Here is a 26,304-nt window from a genome sequence, read left to right as displayed (position 1 = left end):
TTTGTCTTCCCATCCGGTGACGGATTACCCTGCGCGTTGCAGCTGACTCAGTCAGCCAGTGACACCTAATTACCCACAGCATTCACAATTCGGATCTGCTTCTCATCCGGAATTTCCTGGTACGAGAGCACCCGAAGTGTCGGGATGGTGTTTTTCACAAATTTCGCCAGCGTGCCTCGCAGTACCCCTGAGGTCAGCAGTACTGCTGGCTCACCTTTCAATTCCTGCTGGTGTGTGGCTTCTGTCAGAGAACGTTGCAGACGTTCAGCCAGACCAGGCTCAATTCCGGAGGATTCTCCTCCGCTGGATTGCATAGTCTTATGCAATATTTGTTCCAACTCTGGAACCAAGGTGATCACAGGAAGCTCGACCTCTATACCATTGATTTCCTGAACAATTAGACGTTTCAGGCCAATACGTGCCGCGGCGGTCAGAATGTCAGGATCTTGACTCTTGCCGGAATACTCGGACAAGGTTTGAACAATCGTGCGGATATCACGAATCGGCACCCCTTCATGCAGCAGGTTCTGGAGGACTTTCACGACCGCACCCAGCGGCAGCTGATCCGGTACAAATCCATCCACCAGCTTCGGTGTCGACTGACCCAGGACTTCCAGCAGGTTCTGCACTTCTTCATGTCCGAGCAGCTGCGAGGCATTATTGACGAGGATCTGACTCAGGTGCGTTGCCAGCACAGTGGCCGCATCCACCACGGTATAACCCAGTGCCTGCGCATGCTCACGCTGCGATTCCAGAATCCAGATCGCTTCCAGGCCAAATGCCGGGTCTGTAGTGCGCTCCCCTTCCAGGCTGCCGAAAACCTGACCGGGGTTAATTGCCAGTTCCATATCCGGGTGAATGTTCGATTCACCGTTATTCACGCCCATCAGGCTGATCCGGTAAGTATTGGGCGGCAGCTCCAGGTTATCGCGGATATGAACCGGCGGGATCAGAAAACCAAAGTCCTGCGACAGCTTCTTCCGGACCCCTTTCACCCGCTCCAGCAACTCACCACCCTGCTCTTTATCAACCATCGGGATCAAACGGTAACCCACTTCCAGGCTGATGGTATCCATGGGCTGTACATCATCCCATGACAATTCTTTCTGTGGTGGTTTGCTGTCCAGCTCGGCAGGCGGTTCGGCTTCAGCCAGTGCTTTTTGCTGCTGTTCTTTCTTGATCCGCCAGAATGCAATCAGTCCGATAATCAGAGCCAGCAGCAGAAACGGAATATGCGGCATGCCGGGGACAACCCCCATGACGAACAGAATGCCGCCCGTGATAATCAGTGCCTGCGGGTTATTGAACATCTGGAACAGCATCTGCTGCCCCATATCTTCGTCAGTATTTTGACGGGTCACCATCATGGCGGCGCCGATTGACAGCAGCAGTGACGGGATCTGGGCCACCAGACCATCACCAATGGTCAGCAGGCTGTAGATCTGAATGGCATCGGCGAACGCCAAACCGTGCTGGCCCATCCCAATGACCAGACCCCCAATGATGTTGATAAACAGAATGAGGATACCGGCAATGGCATCCCCTTTGACAAATTTCGAGGCACCGTCCATCGAACCATAAAAGTCAGCCTCTTTGGTAACTTCACTGCGACGGGTCCGGGCCTGTTCCTGATCAATCAGCCCGGCATTGAGGTCGGCGTCAATCGCCATCTGTTTACCCGGCAATGCATCCAGGGTAAATCGGGCACTGACTTCAGAAATCCGGCCGGCACCTTTGGTCACGACCATAAAGTTGATGATCATCAGGATCAGGAAGACCACCAGACCGACCGCATAGTTACCGCCAATCACCACGGAACCAAAAGCATCGATGACCTGACCTGCAGCGTCTGAACCTTCATGACCATTGAGCAGCACCACCCGGGTTGACGCCACATTCAGCGCCAGACGCAACAGTGTTGCAATCAGCAGGACGGTCGGGAAAGCAGCAAAGTCGAGCGGGCGGCGGGTGTACACCGTCACCAGCAACACCACCAGGGCCAGCGCGATATTGAAAGAGAACGCCATATCCAGCAACAGCGGCGGCATTGGCAATACCACCATTGCCAGCGTCGCCAGTACCATGATTGGAGCACCCATCGCAGGCAACGACTGCAATCGGTGTAAAGGCAATTTATCAGAAAAAGGTATCGACAGCTTCATGCATTCTTACTGGGTTGGAATCAAGTAATTGCCAGTTACAACCTTTGTGTAACTGAACAGGCTAAGCTTCGCATAAAGCAAATTTTATACCGCTTCGGGAAGTCAATTTTTTGACCTGCAGCCAAAACTTTTTAGTGCCGTAACTCAGACGGAATATCCATCGCCACAGGGGAAAGTTTCGGACGCTTTCCATGACCACGACGGTACTGTTTCAGCTGGAAGACATAAGCCAGCACCTGCGCCACGGCCGCAAACAACCCATCCGGGATTTGCTGCTCCAGCTCTGTGCTGTGATATAACGAACGGGCCAGCGGTGGCGCAGGCACGATATCAATCTGATATTCGTTGGCAATTTCACGAATTTTCATTGCCATATGATCCGTGCCCTTCGCAACCACCACAGGTGCCCGGTCAAGCTTCGGATCGTAGCGTAACGCCACGGAAAAGTGTTCCGGGTTGGTAATCACGACATCCGCTTTCGGAACTTCAGCCATCATCCGCCGTTGTGCCATTTCGCGCTGCAGCATCCGGATGCGTCCTTTGACTTCCGGCTTACCTTCCACATCTTTGTACTCGTCTTTGACTTCCTGCTTAGTCATCTTCAGCTGTTCGTTATGCTGCCAGATCTGAAACGGTACATCGATCGCCACCACCACCAGCAGCGAACAACAGATCAGCAGGACAAATCTCAGCAAAATCGTCAGAGCGTGGAAGATATTCCCCGGATAAGTTTCGATACTAAGCTGAAAGAAACCTTCCAGGCTGCTGTACATCAGGAAGTAAGCGACACCGGCGACAAGGCTGACCTTCAGTATTGACTTCACCAGTTCGACCGCACTTTGCTTGCCCATCATGCGTTTCAAGCCGCTGAGCGGGTTCATCCGGGAAAACTTGGGGCGCGCGGCTTCAGCGGAAAAAGTGATTCCGCCCAGGGCTGAAGCACCAATCAGAGCTGCGACAAAAAGAAACAACAGCACCAGCAGCAACGGCCAGAGCATGTGCAGAATGACATCTCCGGTCAGCGAAAGCAGCTTGGTGAAATCGAACACTTCTTCACGACTGAGGGTAAACAGCTTACGCATGACTTCGCTCATCGCAGTCGCCAGCATTTCGCCAAACCACATCAGACCCACAGCGCCTGAAACCAGGACTGCGACGGACGCCAGTTCTCTTGAGCGCGGTACCTGACCCTTTTCCCGCGCCTGCTGCAACCTTCGGGGGGTTGCCTGTTCTGTACGTTCCTGACCGTCTGAATCAGCCACCAGTGCCTCTCCCTTTTATCTCAGCAATCCAGCCGGATCAGGCTGCAGATTTGCTCTGTGCCCAGCTGCCAGTGATCTTCATACTGCGCCAGAATCCCGACCAGCAGATACCAGCTGATAAATAAGCCCAGTAACAGGGCGAACGAGAATCCCAGCGAGAAAATATTCAGCTGCGGCGCGGCCCGGGTCATGACGCCGAATGACAGATTGACAGTCAGCAGCGCAATAATCCCGGCCAGCGACATGGTCAGTCCGGCTTTAAACATCAGACCAAACCAGCCCGCCAGCAGCTGGTAATCAACCGCTTGCAGCATGGAGGTTCCCACCGGCAGCGTGGTAAAACTGAGCACCACCAGATTCAGCATCGCCAGATGACCGTCTGTTGCCAGAAAGAGCATGATGGCCAGCATCATATAAAACTGGCCCAGCACGGGCGTGTTTTGGCCGTTTGCCGGATCCACCATAGAGGCAAAACCCAAACTCGACTGCATCCCCAGTATCTGGCCCAGCAACACAAAGGTCTGGGTCACAAACTGAGTCACCAGCCCCATTGCCACGCCAATCACCACCTGTTGAGCCGTGGTCAGGAATCCCTGAAATGACAGTAACGGAATGGTATCCGGCACAGCCGGCAGGACAGGCATCACCGCAAAGGTGACAGCCAGAGACAGGTAAAGCCGGATCCGCATCGAGACAAAACGGGCACCGAAGAACGTCATGCTCATCATCATGGCGCCGATCCGGGTCAGCGGCCAGAAGTAGTTGGCCAGCCACTCAAGAATAATCTCTGCAGGATAATGCATGGCCGGCTCAGTAAAGAATCTGCGGGATCTGCTCAATGATGCGATAGAAATAATCCATCAGCATCCGGGTCATCATATGACCAAAGAGCATCAGCGCGACCAGCGTCACGACCAGACGCGGTAAGAAACTCAGCGTCTGTTCGTTGATCGACGTTGCCGCCTGAAAAATGGCAACAATCAGACCAATCAGCAAGCCAGGTACGACGATCAGCGCAACCATCAGCAAGACCATATAGAGGGCTTCCTGAAAGATTTCAACAAAGGATTCCGGCGTCATTGTGCGTCTCCTGCTTCAGTCTTCAGGTGCCAAAACTGCCGGCCAGCGTCGACAGGATCAGATTCCAGCCATCCACCAGCACAAACAGCATAAGCTTAAACGGCAGGGAGACAATCATCGGCGACAGCATCATCATCCCCATTGCCATCAGTACTGAAGCCACCACCAGATCAATAATCAGAAACGGCAGGAAGAGCATAAAACCAATCTGGAAAGCGGTTTTCAGTTCAGACGTAATGAAGGCCGGGATCAGCACGGTCATTGGCACTTCCTGCGGATCGGTTGCCGTCGAACCAGACATGTTGACGAAGGTTTCCAGATCCTTCACCCGCGTTTGCTTGAGCATAAACTGGCGCAGCGGTACCTGTGCGACATTCAGCGCCTCCCGGGCGGACATTTCTTCATTGATATAGGGCTGAACGGCCTTGGTGTTGATTTCATCCAGCACCGGCGACATCACGAAGAAAGTCATGAACAGGGCAATCCCGATGATCACCTGATTCGATGGCGTCTGCTGTAAGCCCAGCGCCTGACGGAGAATCGACATCACCACCACAATCCGGGTGAATGAGGTCATCAGAATGACAATGGCCGGCAGGAAACCCAGCGCTGTCATCAGCGCCAGAATCTGCAACGTCACCGAGTAGTCTTCAGTGCCGTCGGGGTTCACCGAAACAGAAAATGCCGGGATCCCGCCACCACCCTTGGTGGTCATCAGAGTCGCGGCACCTTTGTCACTTTTCATTTCACTGACAGTCACACTGTTGCCGGCGACATTACCGAGGCCGCTCTCTTCACTTTGTGCCAGGGCCAGCCCGGACATCAGCAGACACAGCAGCCCCGCAATCCATGGCAGTAATTTCAGTCGGTGCATCATTGTTTTTTCAACAGCTTACTGAGTTGCTGAGCGAACTCACCATTGCCAGTGCGTGTTTCGACAGGCAACGGCTGATCCAGTTTGGTCAGCATAGAAATGTTCTGAGGCGTGACGCCAATCAATAGTTGTTCTTCACCGACCTGAACCAGGACAATCCGCTCACGCTGGCCGACAACCACCTGACGGATCACCTGCAGGCCATTATCGCCCCCGGTCACCCCGGGCAGTTTCATCCGGCGCAGCAGCCAGGCCAGAAAAACAATCAGCACCAGAACCAGCAGCAGCGACCCAAATGTCGCGCCCATATCTATTTCTGGTGCCGCGGCAAAAGCAGGCAGCCCGGAGAAAGCCAGCACTGCGGCCAGCATGATTTTCTTTCCCGTCATGCCCGATTACCGCAGCTTCTTAATACGTTCAGTCTGACTGATCACATCAGTCAGGCGGATACCGAACTTGTCGTTGACCACGACCACTTCGCCGTGCGCGATCAGCGTGCCGTTCACCAGTACATCCAGTGATTCACCAGCCACACGGTCCAGCTCAACCACCGAACCCTGGTTAAGCTGCAGCAGGTTACGGATACTGATCTTCGTCCGGCCCACTTCCATCGAAATGGTGACCGGAATGTCCATGATGGTATCCAGACGACGACGCTCATCATCTGAAATCGGCGTACTCTCGTCTTTCAGTTCTTCCAGCGGTGCTGTTTCAATCGTGCCGTCGCTGGTCTGTTCCGCGAGGGCAGAGGCCCAGTCGTCAGCAACATGTTGATCTTTTTCTGACATAAATCACCTGTATTAATCGTCAATCGGGTCTGTGACGGAGAATGTCGGGCTCAGTTCATCCCCATCCAGGAATGCCAAGTCTGTCTTCACCGTATCGGGCCGCTTTAGTTTTTCTGTTATCTTCATTGCGACATGATCGCCGGATTTGCCCATTTTACCGCGGTAAGTCGGCAGATCCTCCACAAAGAGCGTGGCCGATTCAGGCATTTCCACCGGGATCACATCGCCGCTGCGCAGCTCCATCAGATCACGCAGAGTCAGGTCAATATCCAGCAGTTTTGCACGCAGATTGATCTCGACGTCCATCACCTCATCGCGCAGTGCTTTGCTCCAGCGAACGTCGGTATCCATCTTGTCACTCTGGACACCGGCATCGAGCAGTTCGCGGATAGGCTCCACCATGGAATACGGCATCACAACGTGGAAATCACCGCCGCCGCCATCGATTTCAATGTGGAAGGAACTGACCACAATCACTTCGGTCGGGCTGACAATGTTTGCCATCGTCGGGTTCACTTCGGAGTCGAGATATTCAAACTCCACTCCCATGACCGGTGACCAGGCCTCACGATAGTCTTCAAAAACCAGCTTGAGCAGCATCTGAACGATACGGCGCTCGGTCGGCGTAAACTCACGGCCTTCAATCTTGGCATGGAACCGGCCATCACCACCGAAGAAGTTTTCCACCAGAATAAACACCAGCCGGGCTTCCATGGTAATCAATGCGGTGCCTTTCAGCGGACGAAAACGCACCATGTTCAGGCTGGTCGGTACGTACAGCGTGTTCTGGTATTCACCGAACTTCAGCATCTGTACGCCATTAATTGAAACTTCTGCGGTCTTGCGCAGCATGTTGAACAGGCTGATCCGCATATGACGGGCAAAGCGCTCGTTGATCAGCTCAAGCGTTGGCATCCGGCCGCGGACAATGCGGTCCTGAGATGAAAAGTCGAATGAGATAACCCCAGGACCATCCTGTTGTTTGGGTTGATCATCGTCTACATCATCGACGCCGTGCAGCAGCGCATCAATTTCGTCTTGGGTAAGTAAATCAGTCACAAGAAACCTATTGCATTACGAAGCCGGTAAACAGAACCTGTTCGACGACAGGATTGCCAGACACTTTCACCAGTGCTGACTGTACAGATTGCAGCGCCTGCTGACGCAGCTCAAGACGACCGCTTGGCGAACGCAGCTGCTCAACACTGGCGGCTCCAAAAGATTGAAGCAGCGTGCTCTCAACCAACGGAATGTGCTGGCGGGCCAGGGTATCATTGTCGTCTCCCCGCACCATCAGCTGAACCTTGACCTGGACTAGACGCTGCTGGGTATCCCCCATGACATTAAAAATGAAGGGGTGCGGCAAAATCACGTAATAAGCAGGCTCGGGTTTTCCGGCGGCCTTGGCGATATCAGCACTGGCCGAATCGGCTGACGACGAATCGCCCGACAGAAAATACCATGCAGCCCCACCGCCCAGAAGCACGGGAATCAAAGCCAGTAATAATAAAATAAGGCGCTTTTTGCTGTTTGTAGTTGTTGTCGCTTCTTCAGCCATAATTCCGTGACCTAAAGGTAAATTGTCTCTGTGATGCTCTGACCTGAACCTTTTCAGGCTCAGGCATAGTAATCAATCCCGTCGCGTTGTTCACTGACCGTCATGGCAACCGCATTGCCGACGTCTTCATCGGACTGAAGCTGACCACTTTGCCCGCCGCGTGAAGAACCGGCCTCACCCTGCTGCTGACCGCCGGTATGCTGGCCTGCCAGTTGCTGACCACTGTCCTGATGTACACTGCTCTGTGCCAGCTGAAGCCCCTGTTGCTGCAGCAATTCGCGCAGCCTCGGCATCGCATGCTCGACCAGTTCCCGGGTCTGCGCATTCCCGACATTGAACTGAACCGACGCCTGATCATTGTTAATGTGCAGTTTAATCTGCAAACGGCCCAGTTCAGGCGGGTCCAGGCGGATATCCACCTGCTTGAGATTCTTGCTCATCAGCATCTGAACACGTTCAGCCAGTTGCTCCCCGGCCATGTCACGCTGCAGAGGCAATGGCGGTTGCTGAGCCTGTGCCGTATCTGCGCGCTGCAGGCCGGCAGCCATGGTCTGTAACGATTGATGCTGTCCGGAGACTGCGCCAGTTGCTGCAGATTGCGAATCTGTCTGAGCAGCGTCCAGCTGGAGTCCGGCATCAGCCAGTGCGGCATTCATGCCCGCTGCCAACCCGGGATTCCCGTTGCTCTGGGGATTTCCGGCACTGCCGCCGTCAGACATCCCCGCTTCACCGCCTTTCGAAGCCGTCAGCCGGGCAATGGCTTCATTCAGCCACTCTGGTTGCGCTTTACTGTCGGCACTGGCAGTCTCCAGCGGAGCTGATGTCTGAACACCGGCAAAAACGGCACTGTCAGATGTTTTCGTTTTCGGATCGGTCTGCGTCTTTTCCTGTGCTGCCAGCAGTTGCGCCAGTTTCCCCTGGCGGCCAGCCGTCAACACATCGGCTTCAGGACCCAATTCGGCCTCGCTGGCTTCAGTGGCCTTCGCACCGGTTTGCGCTGACTGTAAGGCAGCTCCGCCAGCCAGTAATGCCGCCGCAGCCTCTTCCCCTTCAAGGGATTCCGCCTCCGGTGGCAAATCTTTGCCATCCTTTGCCGTTTGCAATTGCTGACTGGATGCATTCAGCCTATCGAGGAGCGCTTCCGCATCCGCTCGAATTTGATTCTCATTGCCTTCAGAGGCGGTTTCGTCGTGCTCATCCGAGCCTTTCGTCTCGTCTGAGGACTTCATTTTTTCTTTGCCGGTGGTCCCACCTGCTTTTTCCTGCCGCTTGCCGCCCTCAACCTGAGATTCACTGACAGGCTGTTTACGGGTATTCGAAGTTTGGGCAGAAGAAGATTCAATTTTTTGACGCCCACTCTCAGCCTTTCTGTCAGAGCGAACCGCTGACTCAAAACTGGATGAAAAACCCGGCGGGCTCTGCTCTTCACGGCTGTCAGGCCGAGCCGTCTTCCCCGGGCGGAGAGCGGTTCCGGACGAACCAAAATCGACAGAAATGCTACTGGACGGTTTCATACCCACCTTACTTTGACAATTATTTGACGTTCCAAGTCGTCGCGCTAAAGGGAGACATGCAAAAAACGAACCATCTTATACAAACCGCTCAGCGGGCTCGTCGGGCAGACTGCAAGGTCGCAAACTCATCCATCAGTTTCTGCTCCTGACGTGCCAGGCGCAGTTCACGTTCCGCTTCTTTTTTCTCCAGCAGCCATTCCACGGACTTTTTATCTTTCCGGGTTTCCTGCCAGATCTCTGCACACTGCTCAACCTGGCGTTCAAATTCTCTGCCCGCCGCGGCTTGCTGGGCCAGCGTTTCATCCAGCTGCCCCAGAAACTTATGCAGATGACTGAACTGGCTGGCGGTCAGACCGTTCTGCCCCCGCTCCGTCAGCTGCCGACAATAGTCAAAACGATATTTTTCAATCTGTTCCCGCTGCAGATAAAAACTGTCCAGGTCGCGTTTCGCCTGTTCCAGCGCCAGAAAAGCGTTGTGTTCTTTTTCTTTCGCCTGTTCAAGAATAAGTACCAGCGCCCGTTCAGACATGACAGCCTCCCGTGGCTTTCTGACCCGCGATTATCATCTTCAGGCCCCCAGCGTGGAACGCAGCATATTGACGCACATCTCGTAAGGAACCGATTCTTTCATTCCCTGCTGCAGATATGCATCCAACCTGGGTTTCAGCGTGAACGCCTGGTCAATGGCCGGATCGGTGCCGGGTTTATAAGCCCCGATCGCAACCAGTTCCTGATTCTTACGGCATATAGACAAAATCTGACGGACAGCTTTCGACATCAGCATCTGCTCTTCACTGACAATGGCGGGCATCACCCGGCTGACAGAACGTTCCACATCGATCGCCGGATAGTGACCGGCGTCCGCCATCTCACGCGACAAGACAATGTGGCCATCGAGAATGGCCCTTGAGGCATCCGCTATCGGATCCTGAAGGTCGTCTCCTTCCGTCAGAACGGTGAAGAAGGCCGTGATAGAACCCTGATCTTCACCGCCATTTCCCGCACGCTCCACCAATGCCGGTAACTTGGCAAAAACAGAAGGCGGGTAACCTTTGGTCGCTGGCGGTTCGCCAATCGACAATGCAATTTCCCGCTGTGCCTGTGCAAAGCGGGTCAGAGAATCCATTAACAGCAGCACGTCCAGCCCCTGATCGCGGAAATATTCCGCAACCGTCAGTGCGGTCTGGCAGCCTTTCAAGCGCATCAGTGGGGAGGCATCGGCCGGTGCTGCAACAACGACAGCTCGCTGACGGCCTTCTTCGCCCAGGATCTCATCGATAAATTCTTTCACTTCGCGCCCACGCTCACCGATCAGACCCACGACAACCACCTGTGCTGTCGTGCCCCGGGTCATCATACCCAGCGTCACGGACTTACCGACGCCGGAACCGGCAAACAGACCAATCCGCTGACCTTTACCAACCGTCAGCAGGCCATTGATGGCCTTAAGGCCGACATCAAGGGGGTCATGAATCGGTTTACGTGCGAGGGGGTTAATTGGCTCAGCATTCAGAGAAGCGCGTGATGCGGTATAGAGCCGGCCTTTGCCGTCCAGCGGATTGCCCATTCCGTCAATCACCCGGCCCAGCAGTTCAGGACCGACCGGCAAGCCGCCATCATGCATCAGCGGCGTCACCTTGGCCCCAGGCATCACGCCCGTCAGCTGTTCACTCGGCATCAGAAAAAGGGTCTCACCACTAAAACCGACGACTTCAGCTTCAATGTTGCCCTGAATGGCTTCGACCTGGCAGACACTGCCGACCGGAGCACGGCAGCCAATGGCTTCCAGAGTCAGGCCGACCACTCGGACCAGCCGCCCGGAGGCGACAGGCCTGCAGGCCAGTGATTGTGTTTGGTAACTCGCCAGACGTTGTGTCAGGGTCATTCCCCGGACTCCTGCGGCGCTTCATCGGCCGGGCGGTTATTCATACCGAGAAACTGCGACAACAGGTGACGGATTCGATCCTCCATCCGGTAATCAACACTGGAATCTCCGGCTGCAACCTGAACATCCCCACGAGACAGTCCTGGCTCAGCCAGTAACTGCCAATGACGATTTTCCAGCTCCTGCTGGCCGTATGCCGACTCGACTAGGGCCAGATCTTCCGGATGTAACTGAAGCGTCAGTTGCTGCGAAGCCAGCGGTAACGCAGCCACCGCTTCCCGGACCGTTGAGAGAATAACCTGCGGGTTGGTCTGGACCTCGACTCGGATCAGTTCCCGGGTTAAAGCCAGAACCATATTGACTAACTGGCTCTCGACTTCATTGTCGACCTGCCGTAAAGGCTCAGCCAGCTGATTCACAATGTCTGTCAGGCTGGCAACGTGTGTATCGATTACCGCCTGACCGGCTGCCAGCCCTTCTTCCCGGCCAGCTTCCAGACCTTCCTGATGTCCAGTGGCAACACCTTCCTGACGGCCGGTTTCAAAACCTTCTGCATGTCCGGCAGCCCGGCCTTCATCCAGCCCCTCTTCATACGCAGACTGACGGATGTCTTCCAGTTCAGCAGCTGTCAGAGGCTGGGGTTCAGGTTCGTCGGTATCAATTACCGCAGGCCGCCAGCTGGGATCGTAATTCAGGGCATTGTCCGCTGGCGCATGATCGGCTTCGGTGTAATCCGGATATGCCCAGCGTTCCAGTTCTTCAGCCTGATGACCACTCAAACGCACAAAGCCGCGACGGCGTTCCATCGTCATTCTGTTTCCCCAACTGAATTAGAGATACTCATCCTGACCACCGCCACCATTCAGCATCAGCTCACCGGCTTCAGCCAAACGACGGGCAATGGACAGAATTTCTTTCTGCGCTGCTTCCACGTCAGAAACACGGATTGGTCCCATGGCTTCCAGATCGTCCATCAGCAACTCAGCAGCACGCTTGGACATATTACGCATGATTTTCTCACGCAGCATATCGTCGGCACCTTTGAGGGCTTTCTGCAACAGTTCCTGCGGCACTTCGCGCAGCAGGCTCTGGATACCCCGGTCGTCGACCTCGGCGAGGTTCTCGAAGACGAACATCAGATCTTCGATCTGAACCGCCATCTCCTCGTCGTTCTCGCGGATTTGCTCCATCAGCAGACCCTCGATGTTGTTGTCGAGATAGTTCATAATATCGGCTGCAGCCTTCATGCCGCCAATCTTCGCGGCCTGAGCACCAGCCTGACCTGCAAACTGTTTCTCCATGATGTCGTTCAGTTCGTGCAGTGCCGCCGGCTGAACTTCTTCCAGGTTGGCAATCCGCATCATCAGATCCAGGCGGACCCGCTCCGGGAACTGCGACAGGATCTCGGCCGACTGCTCCGGATCCAGATAAGACAGAACAATGGTCTGGATCTGCGGGTGCTCGTTGAGAATGATACTGGCCACCTGACGCGGATCCATCCATTTCAGTGAATCCAGACCACGGGAGCCGCTGCCCATCAGGATCTGATCAACCAGGTTATTCGCCTTGTCTTCACCCAATGCTGCAATTAGGGTATTGCGGACGAAGTCCGCACTGCCCATACCAATGCTGGTGTATTTCTGAATATCGGTCAGAAACTGACGGTGAACAGCCGAGGCTTTTTCAGTGCTCAGTTCCTTCATGCTGGCCATGGCACCACCCACCCGCTGAACCTGTTTCGGCTCGAGGTGGCGGATAATCGAAGCAGCATCCTGCTCATTCAGACTGAGCAGTAAGATCGCCGCTTTTTCCGTGCCGCTCAGACTTTCAATGTCAAAGGGCTTTTCTTCAGTAGTCGCGACTTCATTTGCCATCTTCGTATACCCAGTTCTTCACTACCATCGCCGCCAGATCCGGCTCATTCGCTACCAGTGCACGCACCGCTTTCAGCAGGTCATCATCTTTGTGCAGATTCGGCAGTTCCAGATTACTGTTTGTCAGGTCAATCCCCTCAACACCATCCAGATCAGCACCAATCAGCTCATCACCGTCTCCGAGAATTGGCATACCGTTTTCATCCAGTGGCGTACCATCGGCAGCCTGATTCGGATACAACAATTTGCGCATCGCAGGACGTACCAGAATCAGCAGGACAGCAACAATCACCAACGCAGCTGCCAGCCAGCGTACCCAGGTATTGAAATTCGGATGTTCCCAGATCGGCATGTCGACCACACGCTCTTGCTCTGGTGTAGCAAAAGGTACGGAAATCACTTCCAGCATATCGCCGCGACCTTCAAGGAAACCAACACCACCCATCAGCAGGCGGCGAATTTTCACCAGTTCCGCTTCCGTCACCGGCACCCGGGTCAATTCACCGGTTTCCGGATTCACCTGCTGCTTATAGTTCACGGCAACAGAAACAGTCTGACGACTGATTGTTCCGGTTTGAGAGCGCTTATGACGAATCGTGGTATCCAGCTCGAAGTTTCGAGTCGCTTCACGGTGGACAGAACCGTCGCCGCCCTTGCCGGTTTGCAGATCGATCACATCCTGCGGGATAGACGAATCCTGCGGCGGCTGATTGCTCAGTGCCCCCGGAATCCCGGCTACAGCCCGGCCATTGTTGTAATCTTCCAGCGTGTATTCACTTCGGGTCGACGGCGTATTCGGATCAAAACGCTTCTGAGTTTCTTCCTGCGCGCTGAAATCCATCGAGACATCCACCTGTGAGGTGTAGTTACCCAGACCAAGGACAGGGATCAGAATCGCATCAATCTTTTCACGCAGCGCCTGTTCCTGCTTCCGCTCCAGCTCGTATTCTTTCCGGCGCGCGGTGGCTGCCGGGTCTTCCGTGCCTGAACTCAGCAGACGACCGTGTTGATCCGTGACCGTCACACGGCTCGGTTTCAGACCGGGAACTGCGGTCGACACCATATCGACAATCGAGTCGACTTCCTGCTGCCCCAACGTGCCGCCGGTACTCAGCGTTAAGAAGACACTGGCCGTTGCTTCCTGATTATGACGAACAAAAACACTTTGTTTCGGCATTGCCAGCAGAACCTGTGCTTTACGCACCTGGCTGATTTGTTCAATCGCACGGGCAAGCTGACGCTCACGGCTGAGCTTCAGACGCTCCTGCTCCAGACGTTGTGAAACACCAAAGCCCATATCCTGCAGCAGGATATCGTCTCCTTCCGCAGTCGGATTGTTCAGCCCGGCACGAGTCAGCTCTAACTTCATCGCCCCGTACTGATCGGCCGGGACACGAATGGTATTGCCATCAAGCTGATATTCGATCTTCTTCTGGTCAAAATGGTCCAGAATCGGAATCAACTCTTCCGTGGAAAAATTTCCTAATGGCCGCATTTCCGGCTCTTTCAGCCACGCCACGACCAGGACAATCAAGGCAACACAAATCGCCACTGACAGTACCAGGATCACCTGACGCAGCAAATCAAGATTGCCCAGCATGCTGTCTACACGCGTGGCACTCTTTTCTTCAAGATCCGGATTTTGCAGCTCCAGATCGCTATCGGAAACGATCGGGGCTGGTGCATTACCCGCTACGGCGAGTTCGTTGGATGTTTGTTCCGACACTCACTTAATTCCTGAATTAAACCGGCATGTTCATCAGTTCTTTATAAGCCTCAACCAGCTTATTCCGAACCTGAACCGTTGCTTCAAAAGCGACACTGGATTTGTTCCGGGCGATCATCACATCCGACAGCGAAATGCTGCGGTCGCCCTGATCAAAACGGCTGCTCAGTTCACTGGACGTCTTTTGCAGACCGTTCACATTCTGGATGGCGTCTTGCAGGGCAGCACCAAAATCGGCACTTACCTGCGCGCCGGTCGCCGGACGGGAGGTATTCGTGGCCTCCATTTTCAATGCCTGCATTTCTGACAGTAATCCGTTGACTTTCATCTGTTATCTCCGTGCTACTTTTTTTGACGATTGATTTGCCATCGCGTCTTTAAAAGATAAAGTTGTGCAAGCTTAACGCCAAAAATATGAAATTAATCTGTTATTTCATCTTTTATAGTCAAACTGGGATCTCGATTCCGGCGTCCCTCATCTTGGCCAGTTTGTACCTCAGCGTACGCGGACTGATGCCTAAACGCTCAGCGACTTCTTTCCGTTTTCCTTCACAGGCCTGAATCGCATCGAGAATAATTGCGAACTCCTGTTCACGCAGTTCACTGCCCAAACCTTCCGAACTGACACCGGCTGGTACAGGGATAAAAAGGCTCTCACTGGCAACCGGAGCGACAGGCGCCGCGGTTGTGACCGCCTGCTGTAATCCTTGTGCATCCATCCAGTCCAGTCCTTCCAGCAGGATGTGTTCACCGCCGATTTCTGCGTCTCCCGCCAGAATCAGTGCCCGTTGCACTACATTGTCCAGCTCGCGGACATTACCCGGCCAGCCGTACTGCAATAGTCGGGTTTGTGCGGCTTTCGAGAAAACGGGCGCCGGTAATCCCTGTTTCTGACAATGTCGCTCAGCCAGATGACTGGCCAGCGGCAAAATATCTCCCGGCCGTTCCGCCAGTGCTGGCCAGACGAGAGGAAATACATTCAATCGGTAGTAAAGGTCTTCCCGGAAATTTCCTTCCGCCACATACTGCTTCAGATCGCGGTTACTGGTCGCCAGGACACGCACATCCAGCTTGATACTTTTGCGGCTGCCCAGCCTTTCCACTTCACGTTCCTGAAGGACGCGGAGTAACTTCGCCTGCAGGTTCAGGTCCATTTCACTGATTTCATCCAGCAGAATCGTACCGCCCTGCGCCTGCTCGAACTTACCCGGACATGCCTGAACGGCACCGGTAAAAGCACCTTTCTCATAACCAAACAATGTGGCTTCCAGCATATTGTCAGGAATCGCCGCACAGTTAATGGCGATAAACGGCCCTTCACATCGCGTAGAGTGCTGATGAATGTAGCGGGACATTACTTCTTTTCCGGAACCGCTTGGTCCCAGCACCATGACACTGGCATCCGTCTGGGCCACCCGCTCAGCCAGTGCCAGTAACTTCAGACTTTTTTCATCCGCCACCACAGCATGACTGCTTTCCGCTTTCACCGGTGCATAGCGGCTGACCATGTTCAGCAGCACTTCCGGCGCAAAAGGTTTTGCCATGTAATCAATCGCGCCATCTTTCATGGCTGCCACGGCATCTTCGATGTTGGCATACGCTGTCATCAGCAGCACCGGCAATTTGGGCCAGTGCTGTTTGATATTGCGCAACAAACCCAGTCCATCCATACCTGCCATCTGAACATCGGACACAACAATATCGACCTTTTCAGACTTCAGCTGTAACAGTGCTTGCTCCGCACTTTCCGCTTCCAGCCATTGATAGCCGGCAAGTGCCAGCGTGTCGACCAGGGCCTCGCGCAGTCCTTCGTCATCCTCAACGATCAGTACACGGCTTGTCATCGCCCTTCTCCTGTTACTGTCAGTTCATGGTTACCAGGCTCTGTGTATGCAGCCATCGGCAGACTCAGAGTGAATGTAGCGCCGTCTCCCGGTACGGAATACAGGGACAGGCCGCCGTTGTGCGCCTTCGCGACCATCTGTACCACCGCCAATCCAAGGCCGGTGCCCTGCTGCCGTGTGGTGAAAAAAGGTTCCAGGACTTTCTGCTGCATCTCGGGCTCAATACCCGGCCCGTTATCCTTCACACTCAGGTGGATGATGTCATCCTCACAAAGGACCGACAGGCTGACGGTACACTGCTTACCCGCCATCTGAATCGCATTGGTGATCAGATTGCCAATCGCACTGGCGAGCGCATTGACGTTCCCCAAAATACAGGGGCTTTCATCATCACACTCGATCGAGAAATCAACCTGACTCGCCACCACCTGAGCTTCAATCATGGCGTCCAGCTCATTGAACAGACATTCCAGTGTGAAAGGCGCAACGACTTTGTTATCGCCGCCTTTGGCAAATAACAGCATGTCGTTCACCTGCTTTTCCAGGTCACGCAGCCTGTCCATCAGCTTGGTCTGGAACCTGTCCCGTGTCTGTGGTGTCAGTTGGGGCGAAGATAAGTTGGCGGCATACAGCATCGCGCTGGACAAGGGAGTCCTGACCTGATGCGCCAGTGACGCGACCATACGGCCCAGTGACGACAGACGCTGCATTTCGCTGAACCGGGACTGGAGCAGACGGGTTTCCGTCATATCCGTAATCACAATCAGCTGACCACTGTCCGATGCTGAAATTGCCAGCTTCACTTTACGACCACTGCGCAGAGAGATTTCGTGGCCGTCATCGTCCTGAGGTGCGAATGCACGCTGGATCACAGCCACCCAGCGCTCTCCAGCCAGCGGCTCTCCTAACAGGCGGACAGCTTCGGGGTTGGCTTCACATACTTTTCCCATCCCATCGAGCAAGATCACGCCTGTCGGCATGACTTCAAGGACCTGCTTATAACGGCTGACCTGCTGGCTGAGGTTTCCCAACGGAGAGACTGACTGTCCTTCTTCCACCTTGACACCTTTTGACTCGATTCCCTAACTCATAAGGGTTAAGCATGTTTTATGCCAAAAATAACCACAAAAAAATCAATGTGTTAGGAACTTAAAATAAAAAAAGAGCGATGTCATAAATTTGACACCGCTCTTCTGACAGGGCAAAAAATTCACAAAATCAGCCCTGCCGGCAATTAAGCGTTGTTCACTTCTTTGGTCGAAATGTTGTACTTGCGCATTTTTTCGACCAGTGTTGTCCGTCGCATGCCCAGCATGTCTGCGGCTCTGGCAACCACACCTGTCTGCGCCTCCAGTGCCTGACGGATCATATCCACTTCAAGCTCAGCCAGCATTTCTTTCAGGTTCAGTCCTTCAGGCGGCAGATCGCTGAATCCAAAGTTCTCTTCGTTATCCTGATAACCGCTGGAGAAGACATCTGCCAGTAAAGCACGTTCTTCGTCTTCAATGGACATGGCCCGCTCTTCCGGCCGGAAATCCGGTAACTCGCAGTAGCGATATTTCACTGGCAAGTGATTCACGTCGACCATTTCTCCCGGATAGAGAATCATCAGCCGCTCAACCAGATTCGCCAGTTCCCGCACATTGCCCGGCCAGTCGTGTTCCATCAGGGAAGTAATGGCGCGCGGCGTGAAGTGAACAGGCTTCGCCCCTTCAGCTTCCATACGGGTCAGCAATTCCTGCAACAGCAACGGAATATCTTCCAGACGTTCACGCAAGGACGGGGTTTCAATCGGGAACACATTCAACCGGTAATACAGATCTTCACGGAACTGATTCTCTGCGATCATCTGATCCAGGTTGCGGTGCGTGGCTGCGATGATCCGCACATTGGCTTTAATCGACTGATTTCCGCCAACACGCTCAAAGCATCGCTCCTGGATCACCCGCAGCAGCTTAACTTGCATCGGCATCGGCATATCGCCGATTTCATCCAGAAACAGTGTGCCGCCTTCAGCTAACTCAAAGCGTCCTTTCCGGGCAGAAATTGCACCGGTAAACGCCCCTTTTTCATGACCAAATAACTCGCTTTCCAGCAGATCTGGCGGGATCGCGCCACAGTTCACCGGGACAAACGGCCCCTTTCCGCGGGAGGAGTGATAGTGAATATTCCGGGCAACCACTTCTTTGCCGGTGCCGGATTCACCGAGGATCAAAACATTGGCATCAGTACCGGCCACCTGCTCAATCAGATGACGGACCTGGCTGATACTTTCACTGCGGCCGACCATGCTGCGGAACAATGTGTTTTTTCGCGCCAGTTGCGGCACCTGGAAACTGTTTTTACCCAGAAATTCCTGGCAATGTCGCAGCGCGTCCATCAGCTGAGTGTAATGCAGCGGGTGAGCCAGTATCCCAACGAAATTGGGCAGACCTGCAACCGCTTTTTCAAGCTCGGGCATGGTCAGTACAGGGATTTGATACCGCTGACGCAGTTGTTCCAGCACCTGATTCTGTTTCTTCACAGAATGGATATGACCGATCAAACAGGCGCCCCAGGGTTGGTCCCATAGTGCACTGTCTGCTTCATCGGTGGATATCGCTTCATGCTGCTCACCGACAAAATTGAGGATCACGCTGAGATCGTGGCGGTGTTGCGGGTCGTCATCAATGACGAGGGTTTTAGCTAAACCTTGCATAGAAGTGATATTTGCCTGTCTTTATCTATTCTTATGGCGTATTCGAACGGAACAGCAACCAACTATTAATTGCTGTCCATTGTAATAAAAGAACAGGACTTGGCAACCGGGCACTGTGAAAAGCTGTGAGCCCAGTGCCACGGAATGTACTGTGTTACGCAATTTATTGGCTATGGTTCTCTAAATTGCGCTTTGGAATGAGAACGTTTACAGATAAGTATTAAACGTATTAATACTCCATCTGTGTAATATTGTGATACTCAGGGGGAATTTGATCCCACGCAGATTTAATTTCTCTCAGCATATCGATCACTTCATCAACATGTGAGCTGTCGTTGGTCTGGTTCGCCATCGTGATTTTTTCAATCATGTACAGATACAGAGAATCCAGATTCTTTGCGACTTCGCCACCGTCTTCAAACGACAGGCAGCCACGCAAACTGATAACGATATCCAACGCCTTGCCCAGACGCTCACCTTTGATGGAGATTGAACCCTGTTCCATGGCCGCTTTGCCCTGAATCAAGCGCTCAACGGCACCAGACATCAGCATTTGAATCACACGGTGTGGTGAAGCTGATGTTAACTGACTGTCTACGGAGACTCGCTTATAAGCCTGTAGATTTCCTCTCATGACCATGATGTTACCTTAGCGAAATTGATTATATGTCTGCACCGAACGTTGTCCGTGCTGTAATCGTTTCAATTGATTTGCCGACAATTCACGTCGTTCGCGTAACTTTGTCAGCAAATCTGAAGTTCTGTCGATGGCTTCCTGCCAACTCTCTTTGTCCAATAACTCCGGAATCGCCTTCAGATCGTTGAGCACTGTCTGGCGATCCGCCAGCAGTTGATGCAGCTTCTCCACATCAATGTCTGAGCCATCATTGATCAACTGATTCAATTGCTGATCAATGTCGGCCAGGGTTTGCATCATCTTGACTGACATTGCCTTCCCTCCCGTTCTCTGCCGTTACATTTGCGGCATCATACTCATCATTGAACCCAGCTGGCTCTGCATCTGCCCCATGGCATGATCCATTGCGGAAAACTGGTCGTGGGTGCGCTGATAGACGCTTTCCATCCGGCGGTCCAGATCACGCTCTTCTGTACCGAGCTTCATGACCTGTTCGTTAATGCTCTTCTCGCGGTTCGAGATACTGCCGGTTGCACCGGTATAAGCATGCAACAGATCCTCGATACGACGGGAAAACCCTTTCCGGCTGCCAAAAAACTCGCCCACATCCGCAAAATTCCGGTTCAGCTGGTTATCCAGCTTATCGTAGTCGATTTCCAGATGACCGGTCATCGACGTCGTGATACCCAGCTCGCTGAGTGTCTGGATGCTGGCCGGGCCATCTTCCAGCGGTGTGCTGAAAGCATTTCGCAGCTGCTGAACCGATGAACGCAGCATACTGTCGCCGACCAGGGGTCCTTTATCCTGTGTGCCCGGGTCAAATTTCCCAAGCTCCATCGCCGTATCGTAAAACTGATTATAAGCATTCACGAAACGTTCAATCTGGGCACCGGCTTTATCCCGGTCATAACCCACTTCAATCACGGCCTGTGGCTTGTCACTTTCAGCCGACAGCTGTTTCAGATCCATATCCAGGCCGGGAATCGCATCGTTCAACGTGTTGGTCTCGCTGCTGACTTCAGCCAGACCATCAATCAATACTTTTGCATCCGCCGCAGCCTGCATTTCAAGCATCGGACTGGCAGGCTGATTGCCGTCAAACGCAAACTGTTGTAACGGACTGCCTGGCGCCGCATCAACCGTGACTTTCAACGGATTGTGCTCGCCGGTTTTGTCCGAGGTCAGCACCAGACGCGCACCGTTGCTGTCTTTGATTACTGACGCCAGCACCCCTTGATTATCGGGATGGCGGTTAATTTGCCGGACGACATCCAGCAGCTTACTTTCATTACTGTCGATGGAAACGTCAAAAGACTGACCGCCCACCGATAGTGTCAATTTTCCGGCACCTAGTGCCACTTTGTCATCCACCGCCGCCGAGGCAATCTTGTGTGCGGTTGCCAGCTGTTTCACTTCAACCGTATAACGACCCGGCTGGGCTTCATGGCTGGCGCGAACCGACACCATGTCCTGATTATCGGATGATGCTGTTCGTGCAGATAAAGATTGATCCTGACGAAACTCCGCCATCAGGCTTTTCATTCCATCCAGAGCGCCTTTTAAACGGCCATAAGCACTCAGCTCGACATTTGCCTGATCACGACGCTGATTGATGCGCTCTTCTTTTGGCGCCCGTTCAGCAGCGACGATCTTGTCGACCATGGCATTGATATCCAAGCCGGAAGCCGTACCCATTGGGCCAATATTCATCTACAACCTCAACCTGTAACCGTTAGACTTTTGTCGTCAGAAGGCCGGTCGTATACGAGGCAATCTGACGGGATAAAACCAGCATGTCTTCATCAGGGATCTGGCGAACCACTTCACCGCTTTCTTTTTCATACACGGTGACAACCTGGCGTCCGGATTCTTCATCAATGCGGAATGCCAGGCCTTTGTTCATTGAGCCAATAAAATCTTCAATACTTTCCACCAGCTTTTCCAATTGCTGGCGCTGTAGCTGACGATGCTCTTCCAGTTTTGCAGTTTGCTCTACACGTCTGACATCACTCGGTGAAGATGCATTTGTTGCGCCTGGGCTCTGGGTCTTGACCGTCAAAGAATTATCTTGCGAATGACCAGTAGAGGATTTTGCAACATCCGTGCCAACAGTGGATTTTTGACCTGATGAAGAAAAGCGGGAGAGAAATGAAGGGTTTAATACAGATTTAACGTCCATGGTCTGATACCTTCTGATCGAAAAAAGCGGCAAGGGCTTGCCCCTGCCGCTTCATAGAACGGATTAGCCCAGCAGGCTCAGTGCCGCCTGAGGCGCCTGCTTCGCTTGCGCCAGGATAGAAGTCGACGCTTGCTGCAGGATTTGGTTCTTCGTCAGGTTCGTGGTTTCTTGCGCAAAGTCAGTATCACGGATACGGCTGTTAGAAGAAGTCACGTTTTCGTTGATGTTGTTCAGGTTGCTGATGGTGTGATCCATACGGTTTTGTTTCGCACCCAGCTCTGCACGGTGAGAGTCAACAAACTGCATTGCACCGTCCAGGATTGAAACTGCCTGCTGTGCGCCACCAATGGTGCTCACGTCCAGCTGAGAAACAGTCACATTTCCTGCAGTACCTGCAATTGATGCATCAACCGCGTTGCCTGAAGTATCAGTCATTGCGATAGTGCCGGTAGTAACACCTACAGTACCTTCAGAAGAGAACAGCTGCAGCTCACCCTTCTCAGTTACAGAAGCGTTGATTTGATCGTTCTGACCGTTGATACGGGTTGCGATTTCTTCGATGTCATCGCCGCCGATCAGGTCAACGCTTACTGCAGTCGCGTTGCCGTCTGCATCAGTCACGCTCAGTTCAATTGTCGTGTCTGCATCCAGTGTAGAGTTCTTGTCTGCAACACCGTTGGTAGAAACCAGCAGGCTACCACCCATGTCAGCACCGTCAGAACGCATGTTTTTCAGAGTAATCTGTACGGCTTCACCTGAGTCAGCACCCACCTGGAACGCACGGGTACCGAAAGTACCGTTCAGCAGCTTCTGGCCACCGAAAGAAGTGGTTTCAGCGATACGGTTCAGTTCGTCGTTCAGTGCAGTAACTTCTTCCTGAATCGCTTTACGGTCGCCATCAGAGTTCGAGCCGTTTGCTGATTGCAGAGACAGGTCACGCATACGTTGCAGAATGCTGGTTGTTTCCTGCATCGCACCTTCAGCGGTCTGTGACATTGAGATACCGTCGTTGGCGTTGCGAACAGCAACATCCAGGCCACGGCTCTGAGTCATCAGACGGTTAGAGATTTGCAGACCTGCTGCGTCATCTTTAGCACTGTTGATGCGTGAACCGGTAGACAGACGCTCCATTGAAGCTGCTGTATTGTCGCTAGCTTTATTCAGGTAACGCTGAGCGGTCATTGCAGAAACGTTAGTATTGACTGTAACTGCCATAGTAATTCTCCTTACTTATGTTTCTTGGTGGCTTGACCAGCTCAGCCGGCAAGTCCGAGTTATTCTTCGTACATCACCTTTAACGGCATGGGTGAAGAAAGCTTTAAGGTTTTTTTTGAAATTTTTTTACTGGGCAAAAAAGTGTGATTCTGAACACAAGATCATTTCGTCTGATGTTCGGGATAGAGTGCACTTTCTTGTTCTATAAAGGTTATCGGCGGCAGGGAGAAAAACTTTACTGAATTTTTGATGATTTTAATGACAAAAAATTGCGATCAATCTGACAACAAAAAACGGCAAAGCGTTGCCACTTTGCCGTTTTGAATTGCAGTTGAACTTCTGCTTACTGAAGCAGGTTCAGTGCAGACTGCGGGATCTGCTTCGCCTGAGCCAGAATTGAGGTACTGGCTTGCTGCAGAATCTGGTTCTTGGTCATATCTGTTGTTTCTTTCGCGAAGTCGGTATCACGGATACGGCTGTTCGACGCAGACACGTTTTCAGATGTATTGGCCAGGTTGTTGATGGTGTGAGACAGACGGTTCTGCTTCGCACCCAGATCTGCACGCATACTGTCAATGTACTGCAGTGCGGAGTCGATCAGCGGCACTGCACGCTGTGCACCACCTGCAGTCGAGACGTTGATCTGAGACACGGTTACATCGGTCGCAGTACCTGCAATGTCACCAGCAGTAATTGAACCATCGGTATTCAGCATGCTGATCGCACCGTTGGTCACACCGACTGTACCGTCGCTGGAAACCAGCTGCAGTTCGCCTTTCTCAGTCACGGATGCATTGATCAGACTGTTCTGACCATTGATACGAGTTGCGATCTCTTCCACATCGTCACCGCCAATCAGACCAATGGTCACTGGCGTAACCGTACCGTCTTTCGCCGTTACGCTCAGCTCGATACTGGTATCAGCAGACAGCGTTGCATCCGGCTTAATTGCGTTGGACGAAACCAGCAGGCTGCCACCCATTTGCGGCTCATCGGCACGCACACTGTCCAGACCCACAACAATGGCCTCACCGGCATCCGCACCCACCTGGAAGGCTGCTTCGCCAAAGGTGCCGTTGAGCAGTTTACGGCCACCGAACGACGTGGTCTCTGCGATACGGTTCAGCTCATCCTGCAATGCAGTGATCTCTTCCTGAATCGCCACACGGTCGCTGTCAGAGTTCGCGCCGTTCGCTGATTGCAGGGACAGGTCACGCATACGTTGCAGGATACTGGTTGATTCCTGCATCGCGCCTTCTGCGGTCTGTGCAATCGAGATACCGTCGTTGGCATTTCGCATCGCGACGTTCAGACCACGGGTCTGAGCAATCAGACGGTTCGAGATCTGCAGACCTGCAGCATCATCTTTCGCGCTGTTAATACGACTACCCGTAGATAGACGCTCCATTGATTGACTCAGGCCCTCAGATGCTTTGTTGAGGTAGCGCTGCGCAGTCATGGCAGACACGTTGGTGTTTACTGTTACACCCATTTTGCTCTCCTTTGACTTTTCGCTGTTAGCGAAACAGCTACCCGCAACGTCAACCCATCAGAGAGTGAAGCGGGACCAGCGTTAGTAAAAATGTTAATCATAAAATCACAATATCATTTAGCAATTAATGTGCCAGATTTTAAATCCTTTATTTTCAGCACATTAGTCGTACTTTCTTTCGATTTCTGACCTAAGCGGCAAAGCTATGCCTTTCTTACTGAAGCCGTGGCAAACAAGGGTTGCCGCCCGGCAAAAACTTTTTCAGCACCCTGCCCCCGGCTTGATGGCAACCAGAGGCAGAGCCGGATCCTTTCCGGATCAGATATAGTTGAACAGGGTCAGATCTTTTGCCTTGGCAAAGGCCTGTTGCGATGCCTGCAGTGCCAGCATGTTTTCATTCAGCTCGATCACGGCTTTGCCGTAATCCAGATCTTCCATGGTGCCGCGGGCTTTATTGATCACCAGTTTAAAGTCCTGATGCATGTCTTCCTGACGATCCAGTGTCTGCAAGCGGGTACCCACTTCTGAACGCGCCCGGTTGATGTGCTTGAACGCCTGGGAAAACTCTTCCGCGACCTGATGCAGCTCAGCGGTTGCCGACGCATCTGACGGCGCGAATGCAGACACTTCAATCCCGCGTTTGAAAGAGTCAAACAGGTTGAACTTTTCCTGCGGCTTCAGGGTGATCTGATCCCCATCCGTCACTTCGCCTTCCAGCTGAACCGACAGCGTACCCCATTCAATCCCGCGTTTCGGATCAAACGGCTGACTGTCGACCAGCAGACCATCCTGATACAGATCGTACACCGCGCCGGTGCCTGTATCAGTAAAGTCAATGGTATAGCTGGCATTGTCGCTGTGGTTGTCATTCCGGGCATGAGACAGCAGTAACAGCGATCCGGACTGCAGTGCATAATCCGGCTGATAATCACCGTAGGGGTTATCAATTTCCATAAACAGCTTATCGCCCGGATCGTTTACCGGTACTTCAACATTGGAAGACACCTTGGACATCCGCTGATAGCTGTCGCCGACGTAGCTGACCGTGCCGCTGCCGTCCCGGAAGAAAGGCTGCTTGTCATACTGGTTACCGGCAAACACGAAATTGCCGGATTCATCCTGGGTATTGACCAGATGCATGAACGAGTCGAACAGACCGCGCAGATCCTGCATATGTGCGATCCGGTCGTCATCTGACAAGGAACCGTTCACCATAGACATCGCCTTACGCTTGGCATCGTCCAGCAGCGTTTCTGCATCAGAAATCGCCACTTCTTCGCTGCTCAGGCGATTGCGTGCCAGGTTAATGGAACGCAGTGACTGATCAATTTCAGTATTCTGCTGAGAAAAATTCTGCACATAAATCGAGGCAACCGGATCATCACCCGCGGTCAGCAACTGCTTCCCGGACGCCAGTTGTTCCTGATTGTGCGCCACTTTCACCTGCTGGCGGGTCATATCGTTCGCCACGGACTGATAGTTATGAAAGCTGGCAATTCGGCTAATCATACTGTTT

General features: G+C 53.1%; 26 protein-coding genes. All 26 read right to left on the bottom strand.

All coding sequences use genetic code 11. From position 1 onward, the window contains the following. Window positions 1-65: 65 nt before the first annotated feature. The 26 genes from flhA to flgL all read right to left on the bottom strand — a co-directional run bounded on the left by flhA (window position 66) and on the right by flgL (window position 26,297). Window positions 66-2,162 (bottom strand): flagellar biosynthesis protein FlhA, encoded by a 2,097-nt coding sequence (gene flhA / locus ACYP03_RS00720; RefSeq protein ID WP_248143629.1) that lies wholly within the window; start codon window positions 2,160-2,162, stop codon window positions 66-68. A gap of 131 nt (window positions 2,163-2,293) precedes the next feature. After that, window positions 2,294-3,424 (bottom strand): flagellar biosynthesis protein FlhB, encoded by a 1,131-nt coding sequence (flhB, locus tag ACYP03_RS00715; RefSeq protein ID WP_248143627.1) that lies wholly within the window; start codon window positions 3,422-3,424, stop codon window positions 2,294-2,296. Window positions 3,425-3,444: 20 nt separating this feature from the next. Further along, the gene (gene fliR / locus ACYP03_RS00710) at window positions 3,445-4,227 is read right to left on the bottom strand and encodes a flagellar biosynthetic protein FliR (protein WP_248143626.1); all 783 of its coding nucleotides are present in this window, start codon (window positions 4,225-4,227) and stop codon (window positions 3,445-3,447) included. Window positions 4,228-4,234: 7 nt separating this feature from the next. Then, window positions 4,235-4,504 carry a flagellar biosynthesis protein FliQ gene (fliQ, locus tag ACYP03_RS00705; RefSeq protein ID WP_248143624.1) on the bottom strand — a complete coding sequence of 90 codons (270 nt, stop codon included), beginning with the start codon at window positions 4,502-4,504 and terminating at the stop codon, window positions 4,235-4,237. A gap of 22 nt (window positions 4,505-4,526) precedes the next feature. Beyond that, on the bottom strand, window positions 4,527-5,378 hold the full coding sequence (fliP, locus tag ACYP03_RS00700) for a flagellar type III secretion system pore protein FliP (protein ID WP_248143839.1): 852 nt from the start codon (window positions 5,376-5,378) through the stop codon (window positions 4,527-4,529). Continuing rightward, entirely contained in the window at window positions 5,378-5,767 is a 390-nt protein-coding gene (gene fliO / locus ACYP03_RS00695; protein WP_330960762.1) for a flagellar biosynthetic protein FliO, read from the bottom strand. The genes fliP and fliO overlap by 1 nt, the downstream gene beginning before the upstream one ends. A gap of 6 nt (window positions 5,768-5,773) precedes the next feature. After that, entirely contained in the window at window positions 5,774-6,166 is a 393-nt protein-coding gene (gene fliN, locus ACYP03_RS00690) for a flagellar motor switch protein FliN (protein ID WP_248143620.1), read from the bottom strand. A 12-nt stretch (window positions 6,167-6,178) separates the two neighbouring features. Next, a complete protein-coding gene (fliM, locus tag ACYP03_RS00685) occupies window positions 6,179-7,225 on the bottom strand; it encodes a flagellar motor switch protein FliM (RefSeq protein ID WP_248143618.1) in 1,047 nt (348 codons plus the stop codon). A gap of 7 nt (window positions 7,226-7,232) precedes the next feature. Continuing rightward, window positions 7,233-7,724: a flagellar basal body-associated protein FliL gene (gene fliL / locus ACYP03_RS00680; RefSeq protein ID WP_330960764.1), complete on the bottom strand. Its 492-nt coding sequence runs from the start codon at window positions 7,722-7,724 to the stop codon at window positions 7,233-7,235. 59 nt (window positions 7,725-7,783) lie between these two features. After that, entirely contained in the window at window positions 7,784-9,238 is a 1,455-nt protein-coding gene (locus ACYP03_RS00675) for a flagellar hook-length control protein FliK (protein ID WP_459778083.1), read from the bottom strand. 88 nt (window positions 9,239-9,326) lie between these two features. Then, window positions 9,327-9,767 carry a flagellar export protein FliJ gene (gene fliJ, locus ACYP03_RS00670; protein ID WP_248143613.1) on the bottom strand — a complete coding sequence of 147 codons (441 nt, stop codon included), beginning with the start codon at window positions 9,765-9,767 and terminating at the stop codon, window positions 9,327-9,329. A 39-nt stretch (window positions 9,768-9,806) separates the two neighbouring features. Then, window positions 9,807-11,123, bottom strand: coding sequence for a flagellar protein export ATPase FliI (fliI, locus tag ACYP03_RS00665; protein WP_330960767.1), 1,317 nt, complete (start codon window positions 11,121-11,123; stop codon window positions 9,807-9,809). Next, window positions 11,120-11,935, bottom strand: a complete 816-nt coding sequence (gene fliH / locus ACYP03_RS00660; protein WP_459778079.1) for a flagellar assembly protein FliH — start codon at window positions 11,933-11,935, stop codon at window positions 11,120-11,122. The genes fliI and fliH overlap by 4 nt, the downstream gene beginning before the upstream one ends. An 18-nt stretch (window positions 11,936-11,953) precedes the next feature. Continuing rightward, window positions 11,954-12,997, bottom strand: a complete 1,044-nt coding sequence (gene fliG, locus ACYP03_RS00655) for a flagellar motor switch protein FliG (protein ID WP_248143609.1) — start codon at window positions 12,995-12,997, stop codon at window positions 11,954-11,956. After that, window positions 12,987-14,723, bottom strand: a complete 1,737-nt coding sequence (fliF, locus tag ACYP03_RS00650; protein WP_330960770.1) for a flagellar basal-body MS-ring/collar protein FliF — start codon at window positions 14,721-14,723, stop codon at window positions 12,987-12,989. Before fliF ends, fliG begins: the two co-directional genes overlap by 11 nt. A 16-nt stretch (window positions 14,724-14,739) precedes the next feature. Beyond that, window positions 14,740-15,051 (bottom strand): flagellar hook-basal body complex protein FliE, encoded by a 312-nt coding sequence (gene fliE / locus ACYP03_RS00645; protein ID WP_248143607.1) that lies wholly within the window; start codon window positions 15,049-15,051, stop codon window positions 14,740-14,742. Window positions 15,052-15,169: 118 nt separating this feature from the next. After that, a complete protein-coding gene (locus tag ACYP03_RS00640) occupies window positions 15,170-16,567 on the bottom strand; it encodes a sigma-54-dependent transcriptional regulator (protein ID WP_248143606.1) in 1,398 nt (465 codons plus the stop codon). Continuing rightward, the gene (locus ACYP03_RS00635) at window positions 16,564-17,625 is read right to left on the bottom strand and encodes a sensor histidine kinase (protein ID WP_330960772.1); all 1,062 of its coding nucleotides are present in this window, start codon (window positions 17,623-17,625) and stop codon (window positions 16,564-16,566) included. The genes ACYP03_RS00640 and ACYP03_RS00635 overlap by 4 nt, the downstream gene beginning before the upstream one ends. Window positions 17,626-17,801: 176 nt before the next feature. Then, window positions 17,802-19,265 carry a sigma-54 dependent transcriptional regulator gene (locus tag ACYP03_RS00630; protein WP_330960773.1) on the bottom strand — a complete coding sequence of 488 codons (1,464 nt, stop codon included), beginning with the start codon at window positions 19,263-19,265 and terminating at the stop codon, window positions 17,802-17,804. Window positions 19,266-19,494: 229 nt separating this feature from the next. Beyond that, complete coding sequence (gene fliS, locus ACYP03_RS00625) at window positions 19,495-19,899, bottom strand: flagellar export chaperone FliS (RefSeq protein WP_248143602.1); 405 nt, start codon at window positions 19,897-19,899, stop codon at window positions 19,495-19,497. Window positions 19,900-19,914: 15 nt separating this feature from the next. After that, window positions 19,915-20,214 carry a flagellar rod protein FlaI gene (locus ACYP03_RS00620; protein ID WP_248143600.1) on the bottom strand — a complete coding sequence of 100 codons (300 nt, stop codon included), beginning with the start codon at window positions 20,212-20,214 and terminating at the stop codon, window positions 19,915-19,917. 24 nt (window positions 20,215-20,238) lie between these two features. Further along, window positions 20,239-21,612 carry a flagellar filament capping protein FliD gene (fliD, locus tag ACYP03_RS00615; RefSeq protein WP_248143599.1) on the bottom strand — a complete coding sequence of 458 codons (1,374 nt, stop codon included), beginning with the start codon at window positions 21,610-21,612 and terminating at the stop codon, window positions 20,239-20,241. Between the two features lie 22 nt (window positions 21,613-21,634). Then, window positions 21,635-22,081 (bottom strand): flagellar protein FlaG, encoded by a 447-nt coding sequence (locus tag ACYP03_RS00610; protein ID WP_248143597.1) that lies wholly within the window; start codon window positions 22,079-22,081, stop codon window positions 21,635-21,637. 63 nt (window positions 22,082-22,144) lie between these two features. Next, on the bottom strand, window positions 22,145-23,296 hold the full coding sequence (locus ACYP03_RS00605; RefSeq protein ID WP_248143596.1) for a flagellin: 1,152 nt from the start codon (window positions 23,294-23,296) through the stop codon (window positions 22,145-22,147). A gap of 343 nt (window positions 23,297-23,639) precedes the next feature. Next, window positions 23,640-24,788 (bottom strand): flagellin, encoded by a 1,149-nt coding sequence (locus tag ACYP03_RS00600; RefSeq protein WP_248143595.1) that lies wholly within the window; start codon window positions 24,786-24,788, stop codon window positions 23,640-23,642. 318 nt (window positions 24,789-25,106) lie between these two features. Next, on the bottom strand, window positions 25,107-26,297 hold the full coding sequence (gene flgL / locus ACYP03_RS00595) for a flagellar hook-associated protein FlgL (RefSeq protein WP_248143594.1): 1,191 nt from the start codon (window positions 26,295-26,297) through the stop codon (window positions 25,107-25,109). Between the last annotated feature and the right edge of the window lie 7 nt (window positions 26,298-26,304).

Source organism: Photobacterium sp. R1 (assembly GCF_054600795.1).
This window is presented reverse-complemented; position numbering and strand designations above follow the sequence as displayed.